Genomic DNA, 14499 nt, shown 5'->3' with positions numbered 1-14499 from the left:
TAAATTTTTACGTGGTCTACTTATACTCAATCTTCAGATTGTGACGATCGTAGCACACCTAGTACAACACTCATCAGCACTTGCTGATTGAAGTCCAGAAGGGTCGATCGAGCCAAGCAGACGGACTAAAGTTAAAGTCTCGATCGCGAGTGCGAATCCAATCTTTTTCTAGAACTTACGGCAGCTATATTTCAATTGTACGATCGCCACGACCACTTTCAAAAAAAAGAAGTCCTGCAAGCAGAGCGTCCGGGGAACATCGAGCGCCCAAGCATTTGTAGTGCCAGCGTCCTCTTCGAGAGATTATATACTCCCTCGAAGAGGAAGCTGGTAAGTAGTCAAAAAAATACTGGAAAACCGAGAGGCTTTTGAGTGGGAGAGTGGAGGAGAGTTGGAAAATCCACCATCTTCCTTCTTGCATCTTGGATCTTCCTTCAGCACGAGAAAGCCTGTTAAACAAGTCCCTCGATTACCGGATGGAAGTAGAAAGCCAGTGCCAAAACCGCATAAGCTGCCAAGAGCAAAGTACCTTCGAGCCAGTTAGAGTTGCCGTCAGAACTGATAGAATTGGCGATCAGCACCGACACCGCCACCGCTACAAGTTCAAACGGGTTGAAGTTCAAGTCCATCGGTTTGCCCAAGATAAAACCTGCCAAAACCAACACCGGCGCAACAAACAAAGCAATTTGCAAGCTCGAACCCACGGCCACAGAAACCGACAAATCCATTTTATTTTTCATCGCCACAGTCACCGCCGTCGTGTGTTCGGCTGCATTGCCAATAATCGGCACTAAAATCACCCCGGTAAACAGTGATGTCAGCCCCAAAGTGGCGGTAGCTTCTTCTAGGGTACTCACGAGCAATTCTGACTCGATCGCTACCATGACAGTACAGGCCAACAGCACACCAATCCACAGCGGCAGATTGACCTTGTGGTCGGGACTGTCTGGTGCTAAGTTACTTTCGGCTAATTCTTCGAGCATTTCTACTTCTGCCACGCCAGCATCGTAGAGATAAGTGTGGGTTTTCATCGAAAACAGCAGTGTCAGCACGTAGACGACAATCAGGATTACAGCCACAGCGCTAGAGAGGTTCTGCATAGTTGCCTCTGGAATGCCAATAGAGGTGGCATTAACTGCCGTCGGCACCAAAATGGCAATCACGGCTAAGTTCATCGCTGAAGCGTTCAACCGAGCGACTGTGGGCTGAAATTCTTGTTCTTTGTAGCGCAAGCCACCTAGCAGCATTGCAAGTCCCATCACTAGCAGCAGGTTGCTCATAATTGAACCGGTGATGCTGGCTTTGACAACATCTATTAATCCGGCGTTGAGGGCGACGATGCCGATGATCAATTCTGTGGCATTTCCGAAGGTGGCGTTGAGCAAACCCCCCAAATTTGCGCCGAGCACCACGGCGATTTCTTCGGTAGCCGTGCCCATCCAGGCGGCTAGGGGGATGATGGCTAGGGCTGATGTAATGAAGATTGTGGAGGATTCCCAGCCGAGAAAGTGTCCGGCGATGGAAACTGGGATAAATATCAGCAGGCTGGAAATTATTGTAGTTGTGTTTGGCATTTAGATTGTTAAAAGCTCGCAACTGTCAATCATAGCCTGCCACAAAGTTGCAAGAAGCGGGAGGAAAAGAAATTTGGGTTCGCTCAAAGCTTGAGGTGGCGCTCTTCTTTATTGGCCTACTCCTTTGTCGGGCTTTCCCTGTCGCGACGCTGGCGGGAGAGCAACTTTACACAAAGGGCGATCGGGCGATTTGAAATTTCGCTCCCAAACAGTCAGTTTTTCCCCGTTATCCGTATGTTTAAGAGTTTGGCGCGCAGCCGGTAAATGAGTAATGATAAAATCAGTGTCGGTTAAATGCGATCGTCAACTCATCTGAAATCACAAAAGTCGCAAATAATTATCAGTCATGTCAATAAAACTAGATTTTTTCAAAGTAGAAGTCGTCCCCCACGATCCAAGTTGGCGAGACGCTTTTGAAACTGAGTCGAAACAGATTGCACTTGCACTTACCGAAAATGCGATCGCTATACATCACATCGGTAGCACAGCCATTCCACAAATTTATGCAAAGCCGATTATCGATATGCTAGTTGAGGTCAAAGATATTATGAAAGTCGATGCACAGAGTTCAGGACTTGAGGCCTTAGGTTATGAAGCAATGGGTGAGTTTGGGATACCGGGCCGCCGTTTTTTTCGTAAAAGTAATGAACTAGGGATTAGAACGCACCACATTCACAGGTTTGAAGTGAACTCAGCACAGATATATCGCCACTTAGCGTTTCGAGATTATCTGATTTCCCATCCTGAAGACGCGCAGCAATACAGCGAACTTCAAAGAAAACTCGCAAACACTTACCAGGATAACATTCAGGGGTACATGGATGGAAAAGATGAGTTTATTCAAGAAATCGATCGAAAAGCAGCAAATTGGCGATCGCCTGATTAAATCTATGATATTAGAAGTTGCTATTCTTGATGTTAAACCTAATATGGCTGCTGAATTTGAAATTGCTTTCAAAACAGCTTCAGCTATTATTTCTTCTAGGCCGGGGTATATTTCGCACGAGCTGCAACGGTGTATCGAAATTAGAAATCGCTATATTCTGCTGGTGCGATGGCAGAATTTGGAAGACCATACTGTGGGATTTCGAGAATCGCCAGATTATCAAAGGTGGCGTTCTTTATTGCATCACTTTTACGATCCTTTTCCAACAGTGGAACATTACGAAGTCATTTGATCGTGACTTATAGAACCCATTTGATATCTTGGAGTTTTTGGGTTGGGTGATGAGGAATATAGAGAGAAACTGGTTTATGAGATTTACGCAAGGGGCGATAAACCGGGTTTCTACGAGTTTTGGGTGGATCACGAGAAATATAGAGAGAAACCCGGTTTCTGAGATTTACGCAGAATATATATCAAATGGGTTCTAAGCTGTTGTGCAAATAAACATTGTATATTTTGATGACAATCAAAAATCGTCAAATTCTCTCCCCCTCTCCCCTGATCCCCATCGGACCCTCAATCGCCATACACAATCTATATGAGCAACAGCTTATATCCTATAGGGTAGATTGACAGGTTTCGGATTGGTTCGTATTCGGACTTTAGTCCGCAATAATGAGCGGGAGATGTTCATCTAAATCAAATATTTATGCAAGAGGTTTAATATGTATAATTGCATGATTGTTCGCTTTGTTAACGGATATCGCACACAATGAATATCTCTATTCGACTACTTCAAGAAAATGAGTTGGCGGCGGCTGAACATATTTTTCGACTGGCTTTTGGTACTTTTATTGGATTGGCTCAACCGACGGATTTTGGTGGTGATGCGAACTATGTTCAAACGCGATGGTTAGTCGATCGCACGGCGGCTTTCGCAGCGGAGGTTGAGGGACAGCTAGTGGGCTCGAATATAGCTGTTTGTTGGGGGAGTGTGGGTTTTTTTGGGCCGCTGAGCGTTCATCCTGACTTCTGGAATCAAGGTGTTGCTCAAGGTTTGATTGAATGTGCGATCGGCAAATTCTCGGAATGGGGGACGCGACAGGCGGGGTTATTTACTTTTCCCAACAGTCCAAAACACCAGGGGCTTTATCATAAATTCGGGTTTTACCCGCGTTTTTTGACTTTCATTATGGCAAAACCAATTCAGTTTGTGGATCGGGATTTTCCGGTAATAAAATATTCTGAATTAAATTCACAGGAGCGATCGCACTTTCTGAAAGAATGTTATGAATTGACGGATGGTATTTATGCAGGGCTGGATTTATCGCGGGAGATTTTGGCGGTTGAGGCTCAAAATTTGGGCGATACGGTTTTATTGTGGGATGACAAGGGTTTGGCGGGATTTGCTGTTTGTCATTGCGGTGCGGGTAGCGAAGCTGGTTCTAATGTATGTTATGTCAAATTTGGAGTTGTGCGATCGGGTGTTGGCGCAGGCGATCGATTTGAACAGTTGCTGGATGTCTGTGAAGCGTTTGGGGCGAGTGAAAAAATGTTGCGTCTGATGGCTGGAGTGAATACGAGCCATGATGTGGCCTATGGTAAAATGGTCGATCGGCATTTTCGCACAGAAAGTACAGGTATAGTAATGCACAAACCAAATGAGCCTGGTTACAATCGATCCGAGGTTTTTGTATTAGACAATTGGCGCTAATTCAAGGTTTTTTGGCGATGTTTAACAGACATTTACTACCTGTTATATCAAATCTTCTCTTCATTGGAATAGTAAATTCAGTGTTGACTGTTGACTGTTGACTGTTAACATCATGAGGAGTGCAACCGGAATTGATATTAATCATATTTTTAGGAGGTTCTTCCTCACTTACTATCCTAAATCAAGAACTCAATCTTTCTCAAAATTTGAATAGATGTGTAATAAAGTAAATCAAGTTTTTGTCTGGCTTGACATTTAGGCTGGTTTAATTGTCAACTCTCAAGAGACACAAGAATTTTTGAGAGCGAATTACAGTCACGAGCCCAAAAAGGGTATTCATACCAATTCATTGGTTCATGACTTTAGCTAACTATCAATCATTTTGGCAAAGAAGGCGGTGCGGGTGGAGACTGAGAAGGTCGGGGAATATAGCTCGGTTTAGGACGGCAAGCTTCTATTATTTCGTTTCTAAACTGGTTAATTTTATCACTTTTTGAATAAAACAGAATTAAATTATTGCTACTCGTATAAATAACAATATAACGCTGTTTTACAACGAAAGCCAATACAATGAAAATAATACCAATAAAGAAGATTCCCAGGGTCAAAATTCCAAGTCCGAGCAGCCACCAAGTACAGCCTTCCCCAATTTCAACTGCTTTGACATTTTGAATGGGAATGACAATTTCTTTGATTTCTAAGCCAAAAAATGAAGTAAAATTTCCTTGTAAGGTGTCTCCAACTATTTTAATAGTTCCTGTACCGCTGGTTCGGAGTGGAACTGCACCGACTAATTGACCGGGAAGACCGCTGATTTGCGTAACTGATTTAGACTTCATTTTTTTTGATAATTGTTGTAATAAGAATTACCGGGATTGTACAATTTTGGTTTTAGATGTTGCTTCCTGTTGCCTCATTCAAAAATTTTATAAGACAAGTATTTGCAATCAACTATTAGGTAATGGTGTAAAAGTAGCATCGACCTTCTTTACTTAAACTTGCTTTACCTAATGCCACCAATACCACCAATACTTCCTGAGCGTAGTAGTCAAGTTTATGACCGTAATTATAGGGGAAATTAAAGTTTTTAGCAACGGGAGCGAGAACGGTAGAAGCATCTTTTACTCTAACTTGACGACCTTTAAGTTCGTTATATAGATACTCCACAGCTTTGTCAGGAATGTCGCAACAGTAAGTTTCTTTAGAACTGATTTGCTCTACTCGGTAAGCATCCTCTTGGTAGTAAACTCGGCGAGAGTTACGCAGTTCGACTTGTCCAATAAACTTAATCAATGGTTCCCCCTCTTTTAGTTGAGCGATCGCACTTTTGTAACTTCTCCCTGTAGCGGTAAGGTGGCATTTCCCACCTACATATAGAGCTTGGTGCGTAAATGCTGTTCCTATTTAGCAAGAGAGGGTTGACAAGCCTAATTCTAGCTATCTATTAACGGCCCAACTCTTGGTCAAGTTTGCGTTTCATGTCCCCAGAGATAGGTAAATTACGAATTTCTCCGCACAGACGCGATTTGGATTCTCCGTTTTGAAGGCGCTGTCTGTAAATCCCGATTAGCACTGCTTCAAGACCATACTTAGACAAGGTTTCTGTAGCTAAACCGATGATTCCCAGCAGTGCAATTCCGCCTAACATACCTGCTGGACCACCCACAGCGGCGAGTGGGACACCTAACAATGCTAAAGCTGCTGTAATTGCAGCCCCACCTGTTAAGCCTGTAGTTGCCATTACAATTAGCAGAATGATTGCGGGTAATCCCAATGCAGCAGCTTTTCCAACCAATTTATCCATTTTGCGATGCCTCTATAGTTGATAGATTGAGAAATGGGAAATTTGAGCCTGAAATTTGCAGATTCAACTTCAGGTGTTAACTAATTCTGATTCTTCCGATTCTTCTGATTCATCCCGGATTCTGAAATAGTAATATAAATTAGCAACAGCCAAATCTGATGCTTTCTCCAAGTTCGACAATACTAAACTTTTATGACCCGCATTTTCCCCTTGCTCAATGATATAACCTTCATACTCTTCACGTCGCTGCGGATCGAGCATCAGTTCCAGTTGAGTGCGAAGCGCATAAAAATGAGACTTCGGGCGCAAATTTTCATAAAATAACTGTTCGTCGGGTATTGCTAAAGCTGTGGTGGCTGAATTTTTCTCCCCAATAACAGCTAAGTTTGATTTACTAAAATCAGCACTTTGTAGCTCTTTTAATTCACTGGGCGGTAAAGATTTTATCCAGTCAATCTGATTTTGCCAAGTGTCTAATAAAACTAAATCGCGATCGTGAATGCACGCAATCTCTGGAAACAGAAAATCTAGTTCTCCGTCTGAGTCGCAGCCAGCAATTACTGTTAAGCCATCTTGACGGATTTGTTGTTGAAGTTGAGAAATGCGATCGCCCGCAGCACCAAATTCATTCTGCACCTGATACGTGCCGATAATACTTTGCTCGATCGCCCAACTGCACTCTAACCGCCGCAACTGTCCCGCCGCACAGGTTTCTGCCAACAAATGCGGATTTCTGTAATCTGCTAAAGCTTCAAACAGCATCCCCCGCGCCGCATCAATTTCAGCATTGCGGCGGTTGATATCTTGCAGTTGCAAAGCCGATCGCATTCGTTGAATTGCTTGATTAAATAACCCGTAAGCCCGCACTAAAACTAAACGGTGGTTCTCAAATTTTATATCTGCAACAACTTCGGAAATTAATTGCTTAATTTCCGCACCTTGGCCTTTGACAAGTTGTTCTAAATTGATGAAACCGTTTTCTACTTTAACTTCCAGCCTTTCTACCGCTTTTTTTAGTTTCAAAGTCTGGTGCAAATTCACCGCTGACAAAGCTACCCCAGCCGCAACTCCCACACCAATGACGGCTGTAGTCGCTTGCAGCACCCCCAAACTCGCTTGGACGGCTTGAAAGCCCATGTGCGTTTGGTGCATCTGCAAGCCGCCCATAACAAGCTGCACGGGAGACACTAAGGGCGATAGCGGGCTGTTGTTGACAACCGCACCCACAGCATGGGCCGCAAACTGTCCCGTGGCTGCATCTCTCGCCATGCCGATCGGCACTCCAGCCGATGTAAACACTTGTGCGTACTTGCCAGCCTCGATCGCAGCCTGTACCGCTGCGGGAAATACAAAGTTCATCATCAATTTTTACCCTGGTAGCAACCCACAGAATAACTAATATATTATGATACATTAAATAAAAAAAAAATTATCAATAGGCCCTGCAAATGGAGACTTCGCTAATTAGTCCGCAAACGGTTGAGCTTGTTTCGCTGCTGACTGGGCAAAAACTACGAAAAGAGGATATTACTCCGCCTCTGCTTTTTCTGGCGGCGCTGGTGACGGTGTTGTTGGGAGTCATTAATGCCGACGGTACTGTTGGCGCTGAAGAAAAGCAGCAACTGGCGACAACTTTGAAGGAACTTATTCCTGCTAATAACAGTTTGCAAAAATTGGTAATGCCAATAGTTAAAAGCGTGACGCAACATCAAGTTTACAAGAAATTTCCGGTATTTTTGGCGCTGACAGCGTGTTTTTCTGAGGTGGAAAAATTGCTGCTAATTAGTTTTGGCTATCAGATGTCGGCAGCCGATGGAACGATGGACGATCGCGAAAAACAGTATTTGCAAATCATCGCCGATAGACTCGGAATCGACGGGCGATATTTGACTGTTTTGGAGGCGAGTTTTAGCAATCAATCAATAAGCGATACAGCAGCTTTAGCAGAAGTCCACTCGTTACTCGATCCAGCACAATTTCAATCTCTCGATTCTATGTTTGTCCGTGCTGCTAGTCACATTATCGAACATTTGCCAGCAAAACCCAAACAGCAAACAAATCGCAAGCATTTAGTTTCGTCCTATCAGGAGTTGAAAAAGTTTCAGGAGTATCGGCAACAACTTAACGCTGTTTGTGGCAAACTAGGTTTAACTTTGCTAGATGGAAGCGATCGCAACGTGCTATCTGCTAGTTTAACAGAAGAAGTCACAAAAATATCTCGTAAATTAGAGTCTCAATGTTTTCGCGTTGCTGTTGTCGGCGAGTTCAGCAAAGGCAAATCTACCTTACTCAATGCTTTGCTGGGGGAGGAAATTCAACCGGTGCGGGATATTCCCTGTAGCGGTACGGTGACTGTTTTAAAATATGGGCCGCAGCAGCGGGTGATTTGCAAATATACAGATGGACGCGAGGAGGAGATTTCACCTGAGCAATATAAAGATAAAGCCTCAATTTCTGAGGAAGCGGCTTTAGGTTCTTTTGGAGATGAAATTGTCAAGTCAGAAATCACAGAAATCATTTTCGAGCATCCGAATCTCGAATTGTGTACCAATGGTGTAGAAATTATTGATTCTCCCGGATTGAACGAACAAGCGGAACGCACTTTAGTTACGGAACAGGTTCTCAAAACAACTGATGCGGTGATTTTTTTGACTCACGCTCAAAATGCTTTGACAGAAAAAGAGCGGGAATTGCTGTTGTATTTGAAAAAAGAGTTGAATCCCGATCGAGATGATGAAGCTGCGAAGAGTATTTTTATTTTAGTTAATTTTGCGGATTTGCTGCGCCGGGAAGAAAGCCGCAAGCAGGTAAGACAAAGGGTAGAAACGATTGTTAAGAGTCAAAATGCGATCGCGGGTGAAAACCGGATTCATTTTATTTCGGCTCAATCTGCACTTGAGGCGATTTTGAACGGGACGGAAAATGAGTATTTGAAATCTTTTCAGGATTTTACTAAATCTCTCGAACAGTTTTTGACAGTTGAACGGGGGGCGATCGCACTTCAGCAATCTGTCGCCGGAATTAAGCAAATTATTAATACTGGCTGCGATGAATTGAGTCAATACAGGGAAATGTTAGAAGGAAAGTTGACAGTTTCTCAAGGAGATAAACTGAAAATATTTGAACTGATGGCCGAAGCAAGCGGTCGCGATGTGAAAATCAAACTTTTAGCGGATGAACTGATGGAGAAATGTGTAGAAGAAGCTATTCAATCTTGGAATGAATGGCTGGAAGGATTGGGACAACGCCTGATCGCAAAAAGCGCTCTCTGGACTTCTGATCATTCGCATATGTGGAGTCAAAAAGAGCTGACTAAAGATTATTCAGATCAATTTGTGGAAGATATCACCCAAGAAATAGAAGATTGGGCTACTGAAAAAGTACAGTCTATTTTACAACAGAATATGGGAGCTTTAAATAGTCAAATAGATGAAGAAATTTCTGCAATTCGGCAGGAATTTCAAAAGTTCGATAAGCAACTGAGTAGTAACCTTGTCAGTCAATTTAATAATTTGGCTATGGCAGGTAATTTGGGCGAGATTGGTACAAGTGGGAGCGGGATTGCTGAATCAATTGACGATATTGGTGACGGCGGATTCATGGGCGGTTTGGGAATTGGTGCTGTCGCGGCTGCTGTGTTAATCGCTCTTCCACTTGGTATTATTCCAGTAATTTTAGGGACAATAGTTGCGGGTCTTGGTGGAGGTTTGGGCTGGAGTTTCTTGGATGGCGATACAGTTAAAGCTCAAATCAAGGAAAAAGTTTGCGAGTTAGGGTTTGAGAATTTTGATGAATCTTCGCAGTCGATTTTTGATAAAATACAAGAAAGAATTATTGCATTATTCGAGAAGCGAATTGAGACGAGTAATAATGTGATGTCAAAAGCGATCTCGGTGTGGGAAAATTTATTGGAACAGCAGGAAAAGTGCGATCGCCAAAATCAAGCAGAATGCGACGCCGAAAAAGTTTGGCTGGCTGAAAAACGTCGAGAACTCGAACAAGTACAGAATCAAATTGAGGCTATTTTAAATCAGAGCGATCGCTAATTCAATGAGTAACGGGTAAACGCAAAAAAACCATAGTACGTTGTAAATACTATGGTTTTGTCGCATTGCGTGACAGTCAATAGTCCCACCGCCACGAGTTAAAGTTTTCCCCTTGTCACGCACCCTACGACTGATATCTTGCACAGAGTACGATCGCACTTAATCAATCAATCAATTCCGCTTCTTCAAAAATCTGTATAGTCGTCAACTCCAAACCAGGCAGCAACTCATCCACAATCAGCATATTATTCGTATAAACTTGACTCGAACCATCTGGGAAAAAGCTGCTTATTAAAATAGCCTCTGGATCGATTACCCAAACTCGCGTCACACCCGCAGCCAAATAATCTTTCGCCTTCTCTTCAAATTCCTTCATACTTTGATCCGGCGATATAATCTCGATCGCCAGTTCAGGAATTGCCGGACAAGCTTCATTTCGCCGCCAACTTTTCGGCAGACGCGCATAAGAAATGTACGTTAAATCGGGAACAGGTGCCCAATCTTTACCCTGACGTTTTAACAAAATCGCCCATTCTGGAAGCACTCGCCCGCGACTTTTACACCAGACACCAATCAGGCGACACAAAGCAAACTGTAAAGTAGAATGAAAATATTTAGGAGACACTTTGGGGATTGCTTCACCATCTACAAACTCATAATATACATCTCCGTCGGGCAAAGCTAGATATTCTGCTAAAGTGAGTTTGGTTCCGATGCCTACCATGAATCCCAGCCCTCTCGCTAATTAACTCAAATATCAATTATACAAAATTTCCCAACATTCCTAGAAGTACGATCGCCCCTGGGCCTCTATTCCAAAAACAGAATAAAAATATCCCCGACTTCTTAAAGAAGTCGGGGATTTAACCGCGATCGCATTTTAGGTTAGGCGTTTCGCCTGTTTCTACGCCAAAACTGGCACCGGTTGTGGCCAACGTTTCATGACTTTACCAATCACCGCCAATTCTTCCATCAAGTTGTCGAACTGATCCGGTGTTAAAGATTGTGGCCCGTCAGACAAAGCTTTTTTCGGATTCGGGTGCACTTCTATCATCAGCGAATCTGTACCAGAGGCGATCGACGCAAAGGCCATCGAAGGTACAAACTGAGCCCAACCAGTCCCGTGACTGGGGTCAACCATAATCGGTAAGTGAGTCAGAGTTCGCAGCACTGGAACCGCCGACAAATCTAGCGTATTCCGCGTATACTGCCTGTCATAGCCGCGAATTCCGCGCTCGCACAAAATCACGTTCGGATTGCCCGCAGCCATGATATACTCAGCAGCCATCAACCATTCTTCAATAGTTGCGGAAATGCCGCGCTTCAGCAAAATCGGTTTGTCTTGAGCTCCGACTTTCTTCAACAGCGAGAAATTCTGCATATTTCGGGCTCCGACTTGGATCACGTCGGCTACTTCTACGATCGCACTTAAGTCCGCCGCATCCATAACTTCGGTAATAATTCCCAAACCGCTGGCTTCCCGCGCCGCCGCCAGCAGTCCCAAAGCACTCTCGCCGTGGCCTTGGAAAGCGTAGGGAGAGGTTCTCGGTTTGTAGGCTCCACCGCGCAAAAATTGAGCGCCAGCAGCTTTGACACGCATCGCCGTCTCGACAATCATTTCTTCGTTTTCGACCGAGCAAGGGCCTGCTACGACTGCGATCGGGTGATTTAAGCCGATCGTCACAGTTCCCAAGGGAGTAGCAATCGCTACTCCGCTGGGTTCACCTTGGCGGTATTCCAGAGAAGCGCGTTTGTAGGGTTTTTCTACCCGCAGCACTTCTTCAATCCAAGTGCTCATTTCGCGCAGTTGCATCGCTTCGAGCTCTGCGGTGTCGCCTACCAAACCCATGACGACTTTGTAACGCCCAACGATTTTTTCTGGTATCAAACCCCAGTTAGTGCGGAGTTCTTCGTCTAGTCGATCGATCTCGGCTGCTGGAGTGCCGACTTTCATGACAATAATCATATTTTTTTTCCCTTGGTCTGTTGCGCTCAACACGGATTATGACACGGATGCACGAAGAAAAACTGATGTAATTTTAATTCTGCATTCATCTAGATTCTTTCACCTGTCATCATTTCTCAGTTAGCAATTGCCCAAATCTATTATAACAACCTGTTTATAGTAATGACTAAAGTCTTTGCTGGCAATTTTACCTAGAAGAAACTGAAGTTTTTACTAAAAACCTTTGAAATTTTGGTAATTTTGTCTGTTAGCTAAATTACTGATGACTGATGACTCAGAGGGCGGATTTTGCAATTTTTTTAGTCATTTGTATCATATATCCTCTTCTAAACCCGCCCCTACAAAATGCTAATGACTGCTGACTAATGACTAATGACTGCTGACTGATGACTAATGACTGCTGACTACTGACTAATGACTAATGACTACTGACTAATGATTTTTAACTTTTTGGTTTAGCGGCGCGCCATGCTTCTCGCATCCGTCCAAAATTGGTAGTGAATTCTTCCCACCCCAGAGTGCTTCCTGAAGTTTCTTCATCCCAGGAAGCTGAGAGGACTCCGTAGCTCAATCCCAATACGCCTAAACCAAAACAGCCCATGCTTACCAGCAATACTGCTGTGTTGGGCAAGTCAAACAAGCCTTTGCTGACTATCAAATAACTCACAAAAAATGTGGAAATTCCCAGAATGGTCGGTATGCCGCAAAATACCGCTATGCGCGATATCATGCGTTTGCTGACTGCTTCTGGGATGGATTGCGCCTGTTTTCTTGTTTTGTTAGCTGGAGGCTGCTTGTCGGCCACATTTGACTCTAAGGCTGCGTTTGTTTCAGGTTCTGGGGGCTTTTTAGGCGTTTTTTTACGATTTGTGACCGGTTCAAACGGTAAGCGCTGGCGGGGTGGTTCGGAGGACATATTTTATCTCTAACCTGAATTCTCGAACATTTATTCAATAGGTCTTGGTTTTTGTCCAAGATTCTTGAATATTGTCGCAAATTTTGGCTTTGATGTTTAGCCGCGAATGCCTAGACGTGCAATCAATGCTTTGTAGCGTTCAACGCTTCCCTTTTGGATGTAGGCTAGGAGGCGTTTGCGACGGCCGATCATCATCATCAAACCGCGCCGGGAGGCGAAGTCTTTTTGGTTGATTTTCAGGTGGGCGCTGAGTTTGCTGATGCGATCGGTCAGCATGGCGACTTGGACATCTGCCGATCCGGTATCAGTTTCATGGGTTTGGTAATCGCCCATGATTTCTTGTTTGCGCTGTTGTGTAAGTGGCATGAATTGATTTTAGGTTTTTTTGTACGATGTCACAATCTGGGATCTTATCACAGATCGAGAACGGTGGGGGTTGATTTTTTGGCGGCAAGGGTTGACCGGGCGATCGGGCGAGTTTAAATCCCCTTGGGGGGAAGTCAATTCCGCTACAGCGAAGTGGTGGCTGCTTGTCGCCAACTGATTTAGTTATCGGCTTAAATAGCCGATCGCCTCGCGTATCCAATCATCCGCATTACCTTTGTTGGACAAATTGCTGTCTTGACTGAGGGTTTGCAAGGCTTGCAAGACTTCCGCCCCAGTGTATCCCATCGCCAGCAGGATCATCTCGACTTCTTCTTGAATAGCTGCGGGGACTCCGGCGGCGACGGAAGTTGTCAAACCTGCTTCCTGTCTCCATTCCGAGAGTTTGCTTTTGAGTTCCAAGGCGAGGCGTTCGGCGGTTTTTGTGCCCACTCCGGGGGTTTTGGCGAGGATGCGGGTGTTTCCGCCAACGATCGCCTGGACTAAATCTGGCATTCCTAAAGTATCCAAAAGGGCGATCGCCAGTTGAGCACCAACACCGCTAACACTCGTCAACTGCCTAAACAAATCGCGTTCTGCCCCGCTACCAAAACCGTACAATACGATTTGGTCTTCCTTAACTTGCTGGTGAGTAAATATTTGGGCGATTTCGCCGGAAGCTGGCAATTGACCCGTCACGCGGGGTAAAATTTGGATTTCATAGCCAATTTGATTGACTTCGAGAGTCAAAATGACGCGGTTGCTGCCTTTGGCGATATTGGCGACAGTGCCTTTGAGATAGCTGATCATATTGTTTTTTACTAGACTTATTGCATAGATATTTGATTGATGGGCAAACCGCAGATGTCAGGTAGATAAACGCCCATCGACGCAGATAATTTCAACTCTTGAAAACCAATTAATTCAATCTTGTTTACTGAATAATACTACACTTTTGTATCAACTTATAGCGGTTCGATCGCGTGGTGATATCGTTGACCGTTGCATCGTCAGGTGATTTAACCGGCGCTAGAACACAGAGTACACAGAGTCCGAGAATATATATCTGAATCATTCCGATGCTACCGGATTTTATATGAGGTATGCCCGCAGAGGCCTATGCCCTATGCCCTAGGCCCAATCCCTCCGCTTCGCTCCGCCCAATGCCCTGCGCGGGCCAATCCCTCCGCTTCGCTCCGCCCAATGCCCTATGCCCAATGCCCTATGCCC

Annotated in this window: 15 protein-coding genes; 5 read left to right on the top strand and 10 right to left on the bottom strand. The window is 44.4% G+C overall.

The window, feature by feature from the left end; all coding sequences use genetic code 11:
- Window positions 1-452: 452 nt before the first annotated feature.
- The gene (gene cax, locus QUA97_RS07170) at window positions 453-1574 is read right to left on the bottom strand and encodes a calcium/proton exchanger (protein ID WP_194067117.1); all 1122 of its coding nucleotides are present in this window, start codon (window positions 1572-1574) and stop codon (window positions 453-455) included.
- A gap of 346 nt (window positions 1575-1920) precedes the next feature.
- Between cax and QUA97_RS07165 the strand changes: the two genes are divergently transcribed.
- The 3 genes from QUA97_RS07165 (at window position 1921) to QUA97_RS07155 (ending at window position 4174) form a co-directional block, all read left to right on the top strand.
- Entirely contained in the window at window positions 1921-2460 is a 540-nt protein-coding gene (locus QUA97_RS07165; protein WP_194067116.1) for a GrpB family protein, read from the top strand.
- A complete protein-coding gene (locus QUA97_RS07160) occupies window positions 2405-2752 on the top strand; it encodes an antibiotic biosynthesis monooxygenase family protein (RefSeq protein ID WP_228049908.1) in 348 nt (115 codons plus the stop codon). Before QUA97_RS07165 ends, QUA97_RS07160 begins: the two co-directional genes overlap by 56 nt.
- A 480-nt stretch (window positions 2753-3232) precedes the next feature.
- Entirely contained in the window at window positions 3233-4174 is a 942-nt protein-coding gene (locus tag QUA97_RS07155; RefSeq protein ID WP_194067115.1) for a GNAT family N-acetyltransferase, read from the top strand.
- Between the two features lie 377 nt (window positions 4175-4551).
- On the opposite strand, the gene QUA97_RS07150 is transcribed toward QUA97_RS07155, so the two are convergent.
- The 4 genes from QUA97_RS07150 to QUA97_RS07135 all read right to left on the bottom strand — a co-directional run bounded on the left by QUA97_RS07150 (window position 4552) and on the right by QUA97_RS07135 (window position 7340).
- Entirely contained in the window at window positions 4552-5013 is a 462-nt protein-coding gene (locus tag QUA97_RS07150; protein ID WP_194067114.1) for a hypothetical protein, read from the bottom strand.
- Between the two features lie 115 nt (window positions 5014-5128).
- Entirely contained in the window at window positions 5129-5467 is a 339-nt protein-coding gene (locus QUA97_RS07145) for a hypothetical protein (RefSeq protein WP_333194137.1), read from the bottom strand.
- Between the two features lie 151 nt (window positions 5468-5618).
- Window positions 5619-5978 carry a hypothetical protein gene (locus QUA97_RS07140; protein ID WP_333194134.1) on the bottom strand — a complete coding sequence of 120 codons (360 nt, stop codon included), beginning with the start codon at window positions 5976-5978 and terminating at the stop codon, window positions 5619-5621.
- A 69-nt stretch (window positions 5979-6047) separates the two neighbouring features.
- Entirely contained in the window at window positions 6048-7340 is a 1293-nt protein-coding gene (locus QUA97_RS07135) for a hypothetical protein (RefSeq protein ID WP_333194132.1), read from the bottom strand.
- 86 nt (window positions 7341-7426) lie between these two features.
- On the opposite strand from QUA97_RS07135, the gene QUA97_RS07130 reads away from it, so the two are divergent.
- Entirely contained in the window at window positions 7427-10024 is a 2598-nt protein-coding gene (locus QUA97_RS07130) for a dynamin family protein (protein WP_333194130.1), read from the top strand.
- Between the two features lie 163 nt (window positions 10025-10187).
- Here the strand turns inward: QUA97_RS07130 and QUA97_RS07125 are convergent, their stop codons facing one another.
- The 4 genes from QUA97_RS07125 to rpsO all read right to left on the bottom strand — a co-directional run bounded on the left by QUA97_RS07125 (window position 10188) and on the right by rpsO (window position 13272).
- Complete coding sequence (locus tag QUA97_RS07125) at window positions 10188-10748, bottom strand: Uma2 family endonuclease (protein ID WP_333194128.1); 561 nt, start codon at window positions 10746-10748, stop codon at window positions 10188-10190.
- A 180-nt stretch (window positions 10749-10928) separates the two neighbouring features.
- On the bottom strand, window positions 10929-11990 hold the full coding sequence (aroF, locus tag QUA97_RS07120; RefSeq protein WP_194067112.1) for a 3-deoxy-7-phosphoheptulonate synthase: 1062 nt from the start codon (window positions 11988-11990) through the stop codon (window positions 10929-10931).
- Window positions 11991-12432: 442 nt separating this feature from the next.
- Entirely contained in the window at window positions 12433-12906 is a 474-nt protein-coding gene (locus tag QUA97_RS07115; RefSeq protein WP_194067111.1) for a PAM68 family protein, read from the bottom strand.
- A 96-nt stretch (window positions 12907-13002) separates the two neighbouring features.
- Window positions 13003-13272, bottom strand: a complete 270-nt coding sequence (gene rpsO, locus QUA97_RS07110; protein ID WP_333194125.1) for a 30S ribosomal protein S15 — start codon at window positions 13270-13272, stop codon at window positions 13003-13005.
- Between the two features lie 19 nt (window positions 13273-13291).
- Between rpsO and QUA97_RS07105 the strand changes: the two genes are divergently transcribed.
- The gene (locus tag QUA97_RS07105) at window positions 13292-13450 is read left to right on the top strand and encodes a hypothetical protein (RefSeq protein ID WP_333194124.1); all 159 of its coding nucleotides are present in this window, start codon (window positions 13292-13294) and stop codon (window positions 13448-13450) included.
- 5 nt (window positions 13451-13455) lie between these two features.
- Here the strand turns inward: QUA97_RS07105 and ruvA are convergent, their stop codons facing one another.
- Complete coding sequence (ruvA, locus tag QUA97_RS07100) at window positions 13456-14079, bottom strand: Holliday junction branch migration protein RuvA (protein ID WP_333194122.1); 624 nt, start codon at window positions 14077-14079, stop codon at window positions 13456-13458.
- Window positions 14080-14499: the final 420 nt, after the last annotated feature.

Source organism: Microcoleus sp. CZ3-B2, from assembly GCF_036705055.1.
GTDB lineage: Bacteria > Cyanobacteriota > Cyanobacteriia > Cyanobacteriales > Microcoleaceae > Microcoleus.
The sequence above is the reverse complement of the archived record's forward strand: the minus strand, read 5'-3'. Positions and strand labels throughout refer to the sequence as shown.